This is a genomic window from Capsulimonas corticalis (assembly GCF_003574315.2).
GTDB classification, from domain to species: domain Bacteria; phylum Armatimonadota; class Armatimonadia; order Armatimonadales; family Capsulimonadaceae; genus Capsulimonas; species Capsulimonas corticalis.
Genome location: NZ_AP025739.1, coordinates 2701376 through 2718469, shown reverse-complemented (window position 1 = coordinate 2718469; position 17094 = coordinate 2701376). Strand labels below are relative to the sequence as shown.

At 63.2% G+C, this 17094-nt stretch carries 13 protein-coding genes; 5 read left to right on the top strand and 8 right to left on the bottom strand.

The genetic code is table 11. The annotated features are described in order from the left end of the window. Positions 1–25 precede the first annotated feature (25 nt). Positions 26–1468, top strand: a complete 1443-nt coding sequence (locus D5261_RS11635; protein ID WP_165864154.1) for a glycoside hydrolase family 125 protein — start codon at positions 26–28, stop codon at positions 1466–1468. Positions 1469–1747: 279 nt separating this feature from the next. Here D5261_RS11635 and D5261_RS11630 read toward each other — a convergent pair whose 3' ends face one another. The 4 genes from D5261_RS11630 to D5261_RS11615 all read right to left on the bottom strand — a co-directional run bounded on the left by D5261_RS11630 (position 1748) and on the right by D5261_RS11615 (position 5963). Further along, the gene (locus D5261_RS11630; protein WP_119321198.1) at positions 1748–2587 is read right to left on the bottom strand and encodes a carbohydrate ABC transporter permease; all 840 of its coding nucleotides are present in this window, start codon (positions 2585–2587) and stop codon (positions 1748–1750) included. Between the two features lie 22 nt (positions 2588–2609). Then, positions 2610–3569, bottom strand: coding sequence for a carbohydrate ABC transporter permease (locus tag D5261_RS11625; protein WP_119321197.1), 960 nt, complete (start codon positions 3567–3569; stop codon positions 2610–2612). A gap of 111 nt (positions 3570–3680) precedes the next feature. Then, positions 3681–4934 carry an ABC transporter substrate-binding protein gene (locus D5261_RS11620; protein WP_218025572.1) on the bottom strand — a complete coding sequence of 418 codons (1254 nt, stop codon included), beginning with the start codon at positions 4932–4934 and terminating at the stop codon, positions 3681–3683. A gap of 27 nt (positions 4935–4961) precedes the next feature. Next, entirely contained in the window at positions 4962–5963 is a 1002-nt protein-coding gene (locus D5261_RS11615; RefSeq protein ID WP_119321196.1) for a LacI family DNA-binding transcriptional regulator, read from the bottom strand. Positions 5964–6145: 182 nt separating this feature from the next. Here D5261_RS11615 and D5261_RS11610 point away from each other — a divergent pair, with 182 nt between their 5' ends. Then, complete coding sequence (locus D5261_RS11610; RefSeq protein WP_119321195.1) at positions 6146–7096, top strand: M28 family peptidase; 951 nt, start codon at positions 6146–6148, stop codon at positions 7094–7096. 102 nt (positions 7097–7198) lie between these two features. Here the strand turns inward: D5261_RS11610 and D5261_RS11605 are convergent, their stop codons facing one another. Continuing rightward, complete coding sequence (locus tag D5261_RS11605; RefSeq protein ID WP_119321194.1) at positions 7199–8605, bottom strand: glycoside hydrolase family 47 protein; 1407 nt, start codon at positions 8603–8605, stop codon at positions 7199–7201. Between the two features lie 101 nt (positions 8606–8706). Between D5261_RS11605 and D5261_RS11600 the strand changes: the two genes are divergently transcribed. Continuing rightward, on the top strand, positions 8707–9579 hold the full coding sequence (locus tag D5261_RS11600) for a helix-turn-helix transcriptional regulator (RefSeq protein ID WP_125205941.1): 873 nt from the start codon (positions 8707–8709) through the stop codon (positions 9577–9579). A 23-nt stretch (positions 9580–9602) separates the two neighbouring features. Here D5261_RS11600 and D5261_RS11595 read toward each other — a convergent pair whose 3' ends face one another. Both D5261_RS11595 and D5261_RS11590 read right to left on the bottom strand, forming a co-directional pair. Beyond that, the gene (locus tag D5261_RS11595; protein ID WP_165864153.1) at positions 9603–10031 is read right to left on the bottom strand and encodes a VOC family protein; all 429 of its coding nucleotides are present in this window, start codon (positions 10029–10031) and stop codon (positions 9603–9605) included. 31 nt (positions 10032–10062) lie between these two features. After that, the gene (locus D5261_RS11590; protein WP_119321191.1) at positions 10063–10683 is read right to left on the bottom strand and encodes a TetR/AcrR family transcriptional regulator; all 621 of its coding nucleotides are present in this window, start codon (positions 10681–10683) and stop codon (positions 10063–10065) included. A 107-nt stretch (positions 10684–10790) separates the two neighbouring features. Between D5261_RS11590 and D5261_RS11585 the strand changes: the two genes are divergently transcribed. Both D5261_RS11585 and D5261_RS11580 read left to right on the top strand, forming a co-directional pair. Next, on the top strand, positions 10791–11180 hold the full coding sequence (locus D5261_RS11585; protein ID WP_119321190.1) for a nuclear transport factor 2 family protein: 390 nt from the start codon (positions 10791–10793) through the stop codon (positions 11178–11180). 138 nt (positions 11181–11318) lie between these two features. Next, positions 11319–13745, top strand: a complete 2427-nt coding sequence (locus tag D5261_RS11580) for a G8 domain-containing protein (RefSeq protein ID WP_165864152.1) — start codon at positions 11319–11321, stop codon at positions 13743–13745. Between the two features lie 235 nt (positions 13746–13980). On the opposite strand, the gene D5261_RS11575 is transcribed toward D5261_RS11580, so the two are convergent. After that, a complete protein-coding gene (locus D5261_RS11575) occupies positions 13981–17091 on the bottom strand; it encodes a glycoside hydrolase family 2 TIM barrel-domain containing protein (RefSeq protein ID WP_218025571.1) in 3111 nt (1036 codons plus the stop codon). Positions 17092–17094 lie beyond the last annotated feature (3 nt).

The window sequence follows — 17094 nt, the reverse complement described above, 5'->3', positions numbered from 1 at the left end:
CAACCGAATGATGGAGTGAACGTACTTGCAGACACGACGACATTTTCTCAAAGCCGGCCTCGGGGCGGCGGCGCTGATCGCCGCCGGCCGCGAGCTGCCGCTGTTTGGGGCGGACGCCGTCCGCGCGCCGCAGTTCGCCTCCAAACGTCCCCCGCTCGGAGACCGCCGGTTTCAATCCGAGGCCGTCGAGCAGAAGATCGGTGAGATGCGCGGCCGGATCGCGGATCCCGAGCTGGCGTGGATGTTCGAGAACTGCTATCCGAACACCCTGGACACCGCCGTCAACTTCCAGGATGCCGGCGGCAATCCCGACACGTTCGTCATCACGGGCGATATCAACGCGATGTGGCTGCGCGACTCTTCCGCCGAAGTCTGGCCGTATCTGCCGCTCGCCAAAACCGACCTCAAGCTGCTGCGCCTGCTGCAAGGTGTGATCCTCCGCCAATCGCAGTGCATCCTGCTCGATCCTTATGCGAACGCTTTTCTGCAAGATCCCAATGAAAAAAGCGAGTGGCTGAGCGATTACACGATCATGAAGCCCGGCGTCCACGAGCACAAGTGGGAGATCGATTCCCTCTGCTATCCCATCCGACTGGCCTACGGATACTGGACCGCGACCGGCGACACAGCGCCGTTCGACGCCCAGTGGGAGCAGGCCATGGACAGCGTCGTGGCGACCTTCCGGGATCAGCAGCGCAAAGACGGGCGCGGCGGCTACTACTTCCAGCGGGACGGCGCTAAGCCCGGCCCGCAGGACCCGATCCCCGACTCGGCCTACGGTTCTCCGATCAAACCAAACGGCCTGATCTGCTCCCGCTTCCGGCCGTCGGACGACCCGACGACCTACCAATTCCTGATCCCATCCAACTTCTTCGCCATGGTGTCCCTGCGCCAGATGGCGACGATGCTGGACAAAGTCCGTCATAATCCCCAAAAGGCAGCCCAGGCAAACGATCTGGCGAACGAAATCGAGCACGCCCTGCGCAAGCACGCCACACAGAAACACCCAACGCGCGGCAAGGTCTACGCCTACGAGATGGACGGCCTCGGCCACTCGATTCTGACGGACGAAGCCACCAACACCCCCAGCCTGCTCTCGCTTCCGTATCTGGGCGCCTGTAAAACGTCCGACAAGACCTACCAGGCGACCCGTCGCCTCGTCTGGAGCAAGGACAACCCCTGGTTCTTCGAAGGAAAATACACGGGCGTCGGCGGCCCACACACCGGCCCGGACTTAATCTGGCCGATCGGCCTGATGATGTACGGCCTGACCAGCACATCGGAGTCCGAGGTCGCGATGTGCTTGAAAACCCTCAAGGCAACGCACGCGGAAACGGGATTCATGCACGAGTCGTTCCACAAAGACGACCCGAGCCGCTACACGCGCCCCTGGTTCGCCTGGGCCAACTCGCTCTTTGGGGAATTCGTGATCCAGACAGCGGACCGGTTCCCGGGGGCGCTGGGGTAATATGCCCCGCCCCCACAGTTCGCTGGGGTAGTTTTTTCGACATCAGCTCTCAAGAGCCTAGCGAATATTAAGAATGCCTGGCGAATGAATTCGCGCCTAAAAGTACGGTCACCCGCCTCCGCGGGTTCAGAAACGTGATCGTAGACGTTCTGAAGTCCCCGAAGGGGGACGACCGTACTTTTAGGCGCGAATTCATTCGCCGGCCTTCTGACGAACTACGCAATCGAAAACCTCCCCAATGAGCGCCCCCTGTAGAGGCTCACAGGGGCCGGGGACATCCTACTCTTTCCCCCCCGAAAACGTAGCCCCTTCCACAATCGAGCGCTGCATCACCAGGAAGACGACGATCAGCGGCAGAACCGCGACGGCGACGGCGGCGAAGAGCTGGGCGAGGTGCATGGTCTGGGCCGTCAGGAAGGTCGAGAGCACGACCTGGACTGTCCAGGAACTGGGGTCCTGGCCGATCACGAGGGGCCACAGGAATGAGTTCCAGCTGCCGATGAATGTCAGCACGCCCAGAGCCGTCATGATGCTGGTGGAGTTGGGCAGCAGCAAATGCCAGTAAACGCCGAAGTATCCGAGTCCGTCCAGGCGCCCCGCTTCCTCGATCTCCGCCGGGAAGCGCAGATAGAACTGGCGAAACAAGAAGATGGAGAAGGCGCTAAACAGACCCGGCGCGATGACGCCCCACTGGGTGTTGACGCCGCCCAGATAGGCCATGACCGCGAAGGCGGGCACAAACGTCACCGCGCCGGGGATCATCAAAGTCGCCAGGACCAGTCCAAAGACGAAGCCGCTGCCGCGCGCGGGAATGCGGGCCAGCGCGTAACCCGCCATTGACGAGAACAGCGTCTGGAAGACGAGCGTGACGACGGCGATCACGGCGGAGTTGATCAGCCCGGTGCGCATCTGGTTGTCGTGATCGTCGAACAGCGCCCGGAAGTTTTCCCAGTGCGGCGATGGCGGGAGCCAGATCCAGCCCGGCGCCGTGATCTGCGCATCCGTCATCAGCGCGTTGCGCACGATCAAGTAAAACGGCAGCACGAAAAGCACCGCCAGCGCCGTCAGCACGACATAACGCGGGGCGTTCGACCAAAAATTTTGAGAGCGCGTCTTCATCGCTTACCTTTCCCCCGCACGATCACTTGTCCGCTCGCCCCAGACCAAAGAGCTTTCCGGGGATCAGCGTGACCGCGCAGATCAGCGCCGTCAGAATAAACGCGCCGGCCGCGCCGCGTCCGAAGTCCTGATCGCCCAGCGCCGTCGAGTACAGGTAGACCAGCGGCGGACGGGCCAGGGAGGCGTTCCCCGCCGACTGCCCGCCGCCGCCCAGAATATTGTAAAACTCGTCGAACGCCTGAAACGCGGCGATGAGATTGAGCATCAGCACCGAAAACGACGTATTGCGCAGCTGCGGCAGCGTGATATAGCGCAGTGTCTGCCATCCCGGCGCCGCGCCGTCCACCGCCGCCGCCTCGTACAGCGATTTTGGGATCTCTTGAAGCCCGGCGATGAAGATGATCATGTAGAAGCCGACTTGCAGCCAGAGACGCACGGTCACCAGCACAAGCCAGTACCACGGCGGGTCCACCGTTCCCACCCAGGCGATCGGATGGATTCCGAACGGCGCGAGCAGGTGATTGGCGAATCCGAACGAGAGCCCATTGAACAGGCTGATGCGCCAGATCAGCGACGCCACCACGTACGAGACCGCCGAGGGAATAAAGAACACCGTCCGCCAGAACGATTTCCCCCACCCCGCCTTATCCACCAGCAGCGCCAGCCCGAGCGACATTCCCCAGGTCAGCGGCACGATGAACAGCGAGTACAGCACCATCGTCACCAGCGATCGTAAAAACGCCTCATCCGTGAGCATATCGGTATAGTTGCGCAGCCCGACATAGTGCCCCGGATGAATGGTGTTCTGCGCATGCGACAGGCTGAGGAGAAATCCCCAGCCGATCGGGACCAGCGTAAACACGATCAAGCCGATCAGCGACGGCGCGACAAATGCCCAGAACGCCAGGTTCGCTCCTGGTTTAGGACGCGGCCGCGCGGGCGCGGCGGTTTTGATTTTTGAAAGCGGAGCGGTTACGGCCATCGTTGGTTGTCTCGCATTGGGTTAAGATGAGTCAAAATTTCCACGTCTCGAAACGCGACATCAAGAATGGCTCTACATTCATTGCCCGGCGCGTGGTCTCCAGCATCATTGTTACTCCTGCATCCGCCGCAGCACGATCTCGCATTTTCGCGCCGCGTTCGCAAGCTCTCCGGCGGCGGGGCGGCCTTCCTTGAGGATGTGGGTCGCGGCGTCGGTAAGCGCGGTGTTCATGGCGCTGTTCCAAGAGGGCGGCAACGCGTGGCCGTAGACGGTCATGTTGTGGGCCGCCGTCTGTGGGACCGTGGCGCGCAGGGCGTCGGCGGTGCGCGCCACGCTGGGGCGCGCGGGCACGTGGAAGCCGTAGGAGAGGCACCAGTCTTTTTGGAGATCGGCGCGCTCGATCCAGAGCCACTTCACGTACTTCTTCGCCTCGTCGACATTCGGGCTTTGCGCGTTCACCATGGAGGACCAGCCGCCCAGGAAGGTGGCGGGCGTCCCCTGCGCGTCGAGCGCGGGCCAGGGGAGGACGCCGACGTCGTCGCCCAGCGCCTTGCGGATCGCCGGGTACGCCCAAAGGCCAGTCCACTGCATGGCGGCGAGGCCCTGGGTGAGCGCGGATGGGTCGTACCAGTCCGTCGGGGCGCCAAGTAAGAGAGCGCCTGTCGCGTTCAGCTCCAGTACTTTCTCATAAGCCGCCGCCGTGCGTGGGTTGTCGAACACAATATGACCGTCCACGAGAAAATCGCTGCCGGCCGACCATGGGGCGATATTGATCAGCGAGCCGACGCCGCCGTCGTTGCCGACGAACAGCCCCTTACGGTCGTCCGTATTGAGCTTCTTGACGGCGGCGATCAGCGCATCCATCGTCCGCGGCGGGTCCACGCCCGCCTTCTCCAGCAGGCTTTTGCGGTAGTAGAGCGCGGCGGTGTCATCGAACATCTTCACGCCGTAGATCCTGCCGCCGACGGAGTTGATCTCCAGGTCCTTAGGGTTGAAGTCCGCGCGGATCTCCGGCGTGAAGAGATCATCCAGCGGCGCGACCTCGCCCGCCGTGACCATCGGCTCGGACAGAGTGCTTTCGAAGACATCCGGACCGTTGCGCGTCAGCAGCGCCGTCCCGAGCTTGGTGCTGTAGTCGCCGGGGATCCAGATGACGCGCACGGCGATGCCGGGATGCTGTTTTGTGTACTCGCGGGCGTAGCGCAGCACGGCGTCCTGCGTGCCGGTCTCGCCATATTGGTGGTACCACTGGGTCAGCGTGACGCGCGCGCCGGGCGCGCCCTTCGGGCCGCAGCCGGCCAGCAGCGCGCCGGCGGCGAACGTCGCCGTCTTCAAAAACTGGCGGCGACTGATGGACAAATTCATAACATCATCTCTGTCTTGCATTCTCATCTATGAGACTCCCGACGAAGCGCGGAGCGCCAGCGCCGGCTGGAGCGTGATGCGCTGCGGTGGCGCGTCCGGCTCCTGCATCCGCCGCTTCAAGTATCGCCAGGCGAGCGCGCACATCTCGTCGATCGGCAGCACGATCGTGCTGAGCGGCGTCGTCAGGTATTCGATGTCTTCAATGCCGTCGCAGCCGACGAGCGCGACATCCCCGGGGGTCTGAAGCCCCAGATCGCGCAGCACGCGGCAGGCGGCGATGGCGGCGTCATCGTTATGACAGAACATCGCCTCGGGATATCCGTGCGCGTCGATATACTCCGCCAGCGACCGGCGCACATCCGAGCGGGATTCGCCGCCCGCTTCGATCACCTCCGGCGGAAGGCCGGCTTCGGCCATCACATCCATGTACGCCACCCGCCGGTCATCGCGCATGTTATGCGGCGTCAGCAGCGCGACGCGCTTACGGCCCGGCGCGAGCAGATGCTCCACGGCCGCGCGGGAGACGCCGTAGAAATCAATCCCCACCCAATCGATCGCCTCTGGGTCCATGATCGCGCCCGTGAGCACCAGCGGCGCGGGGCGCGACGCGCTCTGCGCCATGCTGGTCCAGCCTCTTGGCGGCGCGCCGTGGGTCACGATCCCATCGGCGTTCTCGGGCGTCATCTGCGGAAACGGCTTGCCGTCGTCCTCGCCGCCCCCGCCATAAAGGCGAATGAACAGATGGTAACCCGCCGCCTCAATCTGCGTCTCAAACGCCTGCGCGACGTGCGCGTTGTAGGTCGTGCTGAGATCGCGCAGCCAGAAGGCGACGCTCCCCGTCTGACCGGTCGCCAGAGCGCGCGCGATGGCGTTGGGGCGATACTCCAATTCCGCCGCCATCGCCATCACGCGCCGGCGCGTCTCCGGTGCGAACGGCGCCTGCGGATCGTTGAGAATCCGGGACACGCTCCCTTTGGAAAGCCCAAGCCGCGCGGCGAGTTCGCTGATGTTGACGTTCTTTTTGAGCATGGTCACGCTGCTGAAACCGGTATCATAAAACCGGTTTTATTGTATCACGCGCACTCTTTCCTGTCAACCTCTCTTTTTTAACGGCGCCGTTCTCTTCCGTCTTCGGACGATCGGGGCTATAATAGAAATCATCGACGCCGCCCGTCCCATGTGTCCATGGACCCAGCGCCAAGGAGTTCTATTTGAAGCCGTTCACGCGCACCGCCGCCGCCCTCGCCCTGCTGATGCTGCCGGGCTGCGTCTCCCATTCCAAATCCGGCCCATCCAGCGCGGCTACTCCCCCGCCGCCCGCCGCCCTCGCGCATCCGCCGTTCGACGGCCAGCGCGCCTTCGGTTTTTTGAAGGCGCAGTGCGACTTCGGCCCGCGTCCCCCGCACACGGCCGCGCATGAGAAGTGCAGGGACTATATTCTTAAAGAACTGACGCCGTATGTGGACAAAGTCGACACGCAGATCTTCCCATATCGGGACGACGCGCGCGGCGTACGCCTGTCGCTGACGAACATCATCGGCGTGATCAATCCCGACGCAAAGCGTAAGATCGTCCTGTTCACGCACTGGGACACCCGCCCCACGGCGGACCAGGAACTGGACGAAGCGGATAAGAAGAAGCCAATCGTCGGCGCCGACGACGGCGCGTCCGGCACGGCGGTTCTCTTGGAGCTCGCGCATCAGTTCCATGACAAAAAGCCCGACATCGGCGTCGTGCTGCTGTTCGTCGACGGCGAAGACTGGGGTCCGGGCGACGACAAGATGTACCTGGGCGCCAAGTACTTCGCCGCCCACCCCGGCCCCTACAAGCCCGACTACGCCATTCTGCTCGACATGATCGGCGACGACCACCTGGAAGTCCATCGCGAGACCACCTCCCAGAAGCTTCATCCCGAGCTCAACGACAAAGTCTGGAACGCCGCCGCCGCCCTCGGCTACAGCGCCCAGTTCCCCAATGACGCCAAGTACGAAATCACCGACGACCACGACTCCTTCAACGCCGCCGGCATTCCCGCCATCGACCTAATCGATTTCGACTACGCCTACTGGCACACGCTGGGCGACACGCCGGAGCACTGCCGTCCGGAGAGTTTACAAGTGACGGGCGAAGTGGTGTCGAGTGTGGTTTATGGGGAGAAGTAGCGAGATCGCGCCTTGATCGTCATGTGAACTCAATTCTTGCGCTTTGCGCAAGCGGCTGGCGAATGAACACCCGCTTGCGGGTATTCATTCGCCAGGCTTTACTTACTCCCGCCACCTCTTATCCCGCCGGATCGGGTGCGCTTCCGAGTTGAACACGATCTGATGGAAATCCAGCGTCTTGCTCGGCGCATAAAGCAAGTAGAGATATTTAAGCGTCTCCGCGAAGAAAAAGCTCTCCATGTCGTCGCCCTGCTTCTTTGTCTCCACGTTATCCAAAGCGGTGAAGGCCGTGTCGGTGCGGCAGTACTGGACGATGCTGTTCAGAAACGTGTCGCCCATATCTAAGTACTGGGGATCGTGGGTTGTTTGAGAGAGGTAGTAGGCCGATTCGATGATCTCAGGGCGCAGGACGTAGCCGGGCGAGGTGATCTTCATCGTGCTGTAGTCGAGTTGTTCGGGTTCGATTCCCGCCAGGGTCCACATTTGATAGCAGGAGGCTTCGAGCGCCTTGGCGCGGGGCATGTCGCCGTTGAGGACGAGAACGGCGGGGAAGTAGGCGTCGAGAGCGCCGTAATTCGTGGATTGGCGAGCGCCGGTGTTCATGTTAGTCTGGCCGTACCAGAGGCCGCCGTGGGCGCCATCGGCGACGTATTTGTTGAGCGCGGCGATGCTCGACTTCCACATGCGCTCGCAATCTTTGTCGCCGAAGAGAATGGCGCACTTCTGGAGGTATTCGTAGTAGGCGTCGAGCAGCGCGCCGACCTGGCAGGTGTCGCTCGTCCATTGGCCCGTTTCGATATTCATCGTCGCGCCGACCAGGCCGAGGGACGACTGGCGATCGTAAACGGCGACCACGGCGCGCTTCGCCTTCTCATAATAGATCTTCTTGCCCGTGAGCTTGCTCAGTGTCCCAAACTCGAAGAGATAGGAGCCGGCCTCGGCGGGACAGCTGTCCACGCCGCTCACTTTGCCCGTTTTGAGGTTGACGTTCACATAGGGCAAACCGGTCGGCGAGTCGAAAATCGGGAGCAGGCGGGTTCCCAAATCGTCGGCCAGCGCCAGCAGGCGTTTGTCGCCGGTAAGCTGGTAGGCGCTGTTCAGGCCGCCGAGCAGGCGAATGGAGATTTCGAAGGCCTTGACGCTGACGTCTTGATCGAACGACAGCTTCTGGTCGATCAGCGCGCGGCACTCGTCGGCTTCCGTGTTCAAGCCCATGAGATGGAGGGTGTCCAGGGCGTCGACGGGCGTCATCAGAAGCGACACGCCGTACCAATCCTGCGGCTGATTGGTGACGGGCTTGACCTCATCATGGCCCCAGGCGTACTTCTTGTAGCCGTTCCAGGCGCGCAGGCACTCCTGACGCACACGCTGGGCCGTCTCGCGCTTTCGCGCCTCCGTCCACTTTTGCGGCGTTTTCGGCTTGACGCTCTCCGCACATACCGGGCGGGTCGCCGCCGCCGTCCCGAACCCCGCGATCAACAAAGCCGTCACCACGGCTGCCTTTTTCATGGAACCCTCCCAAACTCGCTTAACACCAGAATTGCATCGATTATATCGGGTTCTTGGTGCAGAGTCTTGTCTTTCGGTGACGTTTCTTGTACTATAATGCCATGCACGAAAATTCTTTGCGAAAGCCGGCGCTGCACTTGCGATGGGACGAGACGGCTCCGGGCCGCGATTTCCATGCGGCCCTCGTCCACTTCACCAGCGGCGGGGGCGTAGATCACACGCACGATTTTTGGGAGATGATGTATGTCGTTTCTGGGGATGGACTTCATGTTGTGAACGGCGCGGCGCGGACTCTGGGCGAGGGCGACCTGCTGCTGATCCGGCCCAGCGACATCCACCGGATCGCCGCATCGCCCGGCGCCAGCCTGCTCTTTATCAACGTCGCCTTTCGCGCCGGGGCATGGGCCGATTTTCTGCCGGTCGCCGGGTTAATGTCCGAAGCGCAAGCGTGGACCTCCGGCGCTCAGCCGCCCTCGGCGCGCGTGGACGCCGGCGTCCGGCGCGACACCGCTCTGGCGGCGTTCCGACGCGCGCTCAGCGCCTTTCAGGACAACCCCAGCCGCCTGGAGCTTTGCCGCTTCTGGACCAGCGCCCTTCCCCTGCTCCAGCACGCCGACGCCGACACGACCGCCGACTCCGGCCCCGACTGGCTGCGGCGCTCCTGCCGCGCCATGCGGGAAACGCAGAACCTGATCGACGGTCTGCCGCGCCTGACGGCTCTGAGCGGCGTCAGCCCCGCGCACCTTTCCCGCACCATCAAACAGCACCGGGGACAGACGCCGACGGAGTTTGTCAACGACCTGCGCCTCGCCCGCGCCGCCACTCTGCTCGCGACCACCCCCGACGAGATCATCGACATCGCCGGCGACTGCGGCTTCGACAACCTCTCCTACTTCTATCGCCGCTTCCGAAAAAAGTACGGCCATACGCCCCGCGACTATCGGCTCCGCGCCCGGTGGTCCGTCGCGCCTTAGTAAAAGCTCCCATCGGGCGCGCCTCACCCGAGCGACTGGCCGTATGATAACTCCACGTTGTGACCGTCGGGGTCGGAGATGACGCACATGTATCCGGCGTTCTCGTTTAAAAACGCCGGTCCGTAGCGCAGGATTCCCTGCTCCCGAGCGGCGACCGCGGCGCAGTCCACCGCGTCGCGCGACGGGGCGCTAAATCCCAGGTGGCTCAGCGGCCCGATCGGCGTTTGCGGCTGCGCGCCGGGCAGGATATGCGGCTCGCCTTGCTGCAGCACCATCACGAACTCCGACTCCCGTCCTGCGGGACGGTCGCTCAGCCACACGACCTCCATGCCCGTGCTCGCGGCGTCCGAGTGGCGCTTGATTGGGCGCATTCCCGTGTAGCGCCCGTAAAACTCCATGCTGGCCTCCAGGCTGCGCACATGCAGCGCCAGGTGCGTCCATTGGATCTTCATTGTGTTCTCCTTGTGGCGAATTTCGACGACATCATTTTTCCATCCGCGCATTCACCGCAAGCAGGGTGCGATCGATTTCCTCCTCGGACAGCCCAATCGCGCGCAGATTCCAGCGCACCAGAAAGCGCGCGACCGTGTCGTGGTCTTCGGGGAACCGGCCGGCGATCACGCCCTCGGCGATAAAAAAGATCGCTCCCTGCCACGCGTGCGCCGCCAGAAGCGGCGGGCCGGCGGGAACGGGGATGGCTGAAAACATCCGCTCCGCGCGGTCGGTGAAGTACGCCACCGTCGCGGCGCGCGCCGATGGCTGGGCGAGCGTGATCGCCGCCGCGCCGGTGTCGGAGAGGATCACGCGCATCGCCGTGTAGAGCGCGACCGCCATTCGTGGCGGGCCTTCAAGGCCCGCCACGGCGATATCCACCGCCGCCGCCAGCTCCGAGCGCACCGCCTCGGCCACCGCCAGCAGCAGCGCTTCTTTGTCGGCGAAGTAAAAGTAGCAGTTACCGATGGATGTCCCCGCCGCCGCCACCACCTGCTGGAGCGTCGTCGCCTCATAGCCCTGAGACGCGAACAACGCGCGCCCCGCCGCCAGCAGATGCGCGCGCATCGCCGCCTTCTTCGCTTCCGTCTTCGCCGTCGATCGATACGCCATCGCGAAACACTTCCTGACCGTCACGTCTTGACAAATTTAGAATCCAGTTCTATAATTGAATTATAGAATAACGTTCTGTTCTTTGTCAACCCAAGGGAGAAAATCCGATGTCCATCGATAATACAGAGGTCATCCGGCAAGGCTACGACGCCCACGCCCGCCGGGACTTCGCCGCCATCTTCGCCACGCTGCATCCCGAGGTCGAGTTCGTACAAACGGACCTTGTGCCGTGGGGCGGATCGCACCACGGCCACGAAGGCGTCCGCGAGTTCTTCGGGAAGCTCAATGCGCGGATTGAGACGCAGGTCGTTCCGGAGGAGTATGTGGAGGCGGGCGAGCAGGTCGCGGTGCTCGGCCATATCCAGGGGAAAGTCCGGGCGACCGGACATGAGTTCACCCTCAGAATTGTCCACATCTGGACGGTGCGGGACGGCCTCGTAACACGCTTTGAGGCGTATATCGACACGCCGGCGATGCTGCGGGCGCTGGCGGCGTAAACGCCGTCCGATTCGATTTTGCCCCTGGGCTCGCGAGTTCAGAGGCGAATCTCATTGAGGCGCGCCTATTGACTACAAATGTAGTTTTATGTTATGATGTCCCTGGTTCCCCCGCTTGGCGAACCAGGGAGACGATCATTGCGAACGCGTAAATTTTTCTGTGCCGTCCTTCTCTTCACTCTCACCGCCGCCTGCCTGGGATGGGCGGCTCATAGCAAAGCCCCGAAACCCTGGTCGTCACTGTACGCGGCGCGAGCCGGCGGCGATGTGAGGATCCCCAAAGGAACAACCGTCGTGCTCGATGTCAGCCCGCCGCCGCTGCGCCATCTTCAGATCGACGGCGCGCTGGTATTCGCGGACAAAGACCTGACTCTGACCGCCGAATCCATTACAGTCGCGGGAAAGCTGCAAATCGGGACGGAGGCCGCGCCGTTTCAAAAGCATGCCGCGATTATTCTCACCGGCGCCGAGCCTTCCAGGAACCAGCCCAATGAGACGAAGATGCTGAGCGTGATGGGCGGCGTGCTGGAGCTGCACGGCGAGCGGCGCCGGGTAAGCTGGACGCGACTTGCGGAAAACGCGCCTGCCGGGTCGGACCGGCTGCGGCTCGCGGACACCGCCGACTGGCGGCCGGGAGACTGGATCGCCGTCGCCTCCACCGACTTCGACCCCGCGCAGTGCGAGATGAAACGCGTTCTGGCCCGGCAGGCCGATGAGATCCAGCTGGACACGCCGCTTCGCTATACGCACTGGGGACGCGATGAGGACGGCGTTTCCGAACGCGCCGAGGTCGGCCTGCTGACGCGAAATATCGTCATCGAAGGCGACGAGCCGTCTAAGCAAAACGGGTACGGCGGCCAGATCATGATGATGGATCACGCCGTCGCGCACATCGAAGGGGCGGAAGTCACCCGGATGGGACAGAAGGGACGCCTGCGCAGCTATCCCGTTCACTTCCATTTGCTCGGCGACGCGTTTGGGTCTTATGTCCGCGATACATCCGTACATCATTGCTACAATCGCTGTATTGCGATCCATGGAACGCGGCGCGTGCGCCTCGACAGCAACGTCTGTTTTGACACCATCGGCCACTGTTACTTTTTTGAAGACGGAAACGAAACCGGCAACATCGTCACGCATAACCTGGGAATGATGACGCGCAAGGCGCGCAAAGGCGAAGAAGTGCTGCCGACGGACCTGACGCCCGCCACGTTCTGGGTCACCAATCCTAACAATATCCTGCGCGGCAACGCCGCCGCCGGCTCCGAGCAGTTCGGCTTCTGGTACGCGCTCCCCAAGCACCCGACCGGCGCGTCCCAAAACGCACGCAATGACCGCGATGTCTGGCCGCGCCGCGCGCCGCTGGGCGTGTTCTCGGGCAACGTATCGCACTCCAACGAGCATGACGGCCTTTTCGTGGACGGACCGCCGAACCCGCCCGGCGTCACCGAAGCGCCCGATTACGATCCGCACGCGGGCAAAGCGATCTTCGGCCCCGGCGCGCACGCGGCGGACGCCGTCTTCGACGGCTTTGTCGGATACAAAAACCGGCGGCGCGGCGTTTGGATGCGCGGCCTGCGCCTCCATCTGTCCCACGCCCGGCTCGCGGACAACGCCATCGGCGTCACGCTGGCGTCTTCGCTTTCGATGGTGGAAGATTCTTTGATCGTCGGCGAGACGGAAAACGTCGGCTTTGTCGCGCCCGGCGAACAAAGCGGCCTGACCGGACGCTCGCTCCCCAAGCCCTGGGAGCCATCCTTTCCGATCCGCGGCTTTGAGTTCTACGATGGCCGCGTGAGCGTCCGGCGCACCATGTTCGCGCACTTCCAGTCGAACACCCAGCGAGGCGCCGGCGCGCTCGGCTATCTGCAATACTCGCCCTTCTTCGTCGATCCCCGCAACAGCGCCGAGGCCCTGCGCTTTGACGATGCGAACCCGGTCTACTTCCAGCCGATGCCCACGGCCAGCCCCGCCGTTCCCGGCGACGGATACCGCACCGCCACCTTCGTAGACACCGACGGCGCCGTCACCGGCCGCCCCGGCGTCTCCGTCGCGATGGGCAACCCATTCCTCGCGGACGCCCACGCGCGCTTTATTCCCGCCTGGAACGCTTACATCACGAACGCCCCTTACGGGCGCCTCTTCATCGACAACCGCGAACAGCCCCGGCAAAAAATCGCGCCGGTGATCGTCACCGGCGCCAACTCCACATCACAAACGCTCTGGGGCAGTCCCGACGCCATCCCCGCGAGCTTCCAAACCATAGTGGTCGCCAACCACGGCTACACGCTGCGATTCCCCAAAGGCGCTTCCCGCGACCTGCGCTTCACCCTGCGCCACCGCATGCCCGGCGACTTCGTAACCCTCACCCTCCCCGCGCCCCATGGCCCCTTCGCCGTCTACGCCCACAACGATTTCACCCACCCCATCGCGCCCGCCGCAGACACGGCCGCGCTTGACGGGTCGGCTTCGGGATATTTCGTGAGTCAAGGCAAGATGAGGCTGCGGCTGGTTGTGCCGGCGGGAGAAGACCGCGCGGTGGCGGAGGTGCGGGAGGGCGAGTGAGGAGCGTTTATGACGGAGAGGAGTCGCAGGGATAAAACCTATGCCAAAGCTCCCGGTTATGAAACCCGGGCCTGGGAGCGGCTAGAGCCGCTAACCGTCCGTGCCGGACGGACAAAATAGGCTATTGTCGGAAAGCTTATTTGTCGGCCCGGCACGGGGCGTTAGACGCGAAGCGTCTCCCAGACGTGGGTTTTATACCCATGGGGCAAACGTGTGGATTTTACATCCGCATGAACTACGACCCCGCCAGCCGTCGCCACAGGCGCATCGGGGCGATGCTCTCCGCGCTGAAGGGCTGGAGGTGGACGGTGAACGTGGTCTCGGCGGCCTTCAGTTGGTACTGGGGCAGGACGCCGGGGCCGCAGCTATTGCTGCCGATGCCGCGGACGACGTGGTCGATGTTGACGATCACGTCATCGCGGCGGGTCAGTTCGTAGGTGTGGCGCGCCTGAGTGAAGTCCTCGGGCGTCGAGTGGTGGACGCTGACATTCAGCAGGGCGTTGCCGGTGGCGAGCAGGCCGAGGCCGAAGTCGTCGGTCAGGGAGGCCCAGCGAACGTCGCTCTTGTTGCCGTTCTCCTGAGGCATGATGTACGGGACATATTGCTCGTCCACCGCGCCGGAATAGACGCCGACGCGGGCGCTTTCGCGGACATCGGGATAAGTCTGGTGCGGTCCCAGGCCATACCAGGTGAAGCGCTCCAGGCCGCCGGCGGCGCGCAATTGCAGGCCGACGCGCGGGATCGTGTCGATGGCGCCGAACGGTGTGACGCGGGTCTCAATCTTGACCTGTCCCCCGCCGTAGATTGTGTACGTGTAGACGATGTCGAAGCGAGTCGCGCGGTACGCCGCGCCCATTGTGGCCGTCACCTCGATGGTGGCGCTGCGCGGAGACTGGCTTACCAGCGAAACGCGGCGGACGCTGTGCTGGAGCTTGTCCAGGCCATACTCATACCACTGCTCCTTCGCCACATGGACATCGTTATCGGTCGGGGCGCGCCAGATGTTCAGGCGCGGACCTTCCGTCAGCAGCGGCAGTCCCTGGTATTCCCAGCGGCCGATCGTTCCGCGCCAGCGGTCGAAGACCAGCGTAAAGTCGTCGCCATAGAGCGTAATCTCGCGCTCGTTCTCGTCGATCACCAGCGCGGGCATGCCGGCGATGCTCGGCGGCGGCGCGGCAGGGCCGGACGCCGGCAGCGCCAGCTGCGCCCACGCGACTTCATGCCCGATCGGCGCCCACGAGGTCTTTTCGCGCAGGGTGAAGCTCAGGTTCAGGAAGTACTCGACGCCGGCCTTCTTGTCCCAATCACCGACAGGGATGGAGACTTCGCCGCTCTCGTGCGGCGCGATCTCCGGCAGAGACAGTTCGCCCTGGCGCAGCGTTTTGCCGTCGCCGCTCAAAGTCCAGACGGCGCGCAGATGCGCGAGCGTTTGGAAATCGTAGCGGTTGGTGAGGCGCACCGTTCCGGAGGCAAGATCCACGGAGTCGGTATGCACGGGCTCGATGATCTTCTTGTATTCGATCAAGCCCGGCTTGATCTCGCGGTCCGGTCCGACCAGGCCGTCAATGCAGAAGTTGCCGTCGTTGGGATAGTCGCCGAAGTCGCCGCCGTATGCGAACCACTCCTCGCCGTGCGAGGCGCGCTGCCGGATCCCGTGGTCGCACCACTCCCAGACGCAGCCGCCCAAAAGCCGGGGATACTTCTCGAACGCTTCCCAGTACTCTTTGAGACCGCCGGGGCCGTTGCCCATCGCGTGGGCGTATTCGCACTGGAAGAACGGACGGGCGTCGTCGGTCCGCTCGCCTTCGGCGATGCACTTCTCGACGGTGGCGTACATGTTGCTGACGATATCCACCACGGGCGCTTCAAACGCCTGCTCGTAGTGGATCGGCCGCGTCGGGTCGTTCTCGCGGATCCAGGCCGCCATCGCGTCATGGTTGCAGCCGTAGCCAGATTCGTTGCCGAGCGACCAGATGATTACCGACGGATGGTTCTTATCCCGCTCGACCATGCGCTCGGCGCGGTCCACATACGCGTCTTCCCACTCCGGGTCATCCGAGATTTGGTTTAAGTTCCGGAACTCGCCGAAGCCATGGGTCTCCAGATCGGCTTCATCGATCAGATAAAGACCGTACTGGTCGCACAGGTCGAGCCAGCGCGGATCGCAGGTATAGTGCGAGGTGCGCACACAGTTGATATTGTGCCGCTTCATCAGGAGGATATCCTGAATCATATGGTCGATCGGGATGGCGTGGCCGTAATCGGGATGGCTCTCATGCCGGTTCACGCCGCGCAGCTTGATCGGAGCGCCGTTGAGCAGGAAGACGCCGTCCTTGATCTCCACATGCCGGAAGCCGACCGCGAAGGGCCGCACTTCCAGCGGCGTTCCTTCCGAATCGGAGGTCGTCAGCAGCAGCGTGTAGAGATCGGGCGTCTCGGCCGTCCAGCGCCGGGGAGACTCGATTGTGAGACTTGTCCCAAGATCCGCGTCGCCGTCGCCTTCAATCGTCATCCCTTCGACCAGCGTGCGCTCCGCGACGATCTTTCCGTCCGCATCGTAAAGCGCCGCCGCCAGGGTCAGCTCCGGCGCCGCTCCGCCGCCGCTCGTGCTCAGATTCCCGTCGATGCTGAGGGTCGCATGTTCGAAGTTCTCGTCGAACGTCGTCTTGAGCGTGACGTCGCGCAGGGTCGTCGCCAGCGACGCCGTGAGATAAACATCGCGAAAGATTCCGCTATTCCGCCACATGTCCTGATCTTCCATGTAGCTGCCGTCCGACCATTGGAAGACCTGCACCGAAACGGTGTTCGTCCCCAGTCGGATGTGCGGAGTGATATTAAACTCCGACGGCAGGTGCGCGCCCTGGCTGTAGCCGATCTGCTCGCCGTTCAGCCACACATAAAAGGCCGAGTTGACGCCTTCGAAGTTCAAAAAGATCTGTTTGTCGTCCCAGCCTTCGGGCAGATGAAACGTGCGCTGGTACAGGCCGACCGGATTCTCCTGCGGGACAAAGGGCGGGTTGACAGGATAGGGATATTTAACATTGGTGTAATTCGGCGTTCCATGCCCTTGCAGCTGCCAGCTGCTCGGCACGGGGATCGTCTCCCACCCGTCTGCGTCAAACCCCTCCCCGCCAAATCCGTCCGGAACGCCCGCCGGCGACTCGGCGTAGAGAAAGCGCCAGCGGCCGCTCAGTAATTTGAAGAACGGAGATACGCCGCGCTCGCCGGCGAGCGCGGATTCGACATCGGCGTACGCCAGGCTCGACGCGCGCGCCGGCTCCCGGCCGCGAGACAGCATGCTGGGATCTTCCCAGTCGTTGGGGGTCGGGTCCATAAGATTCGTCATATG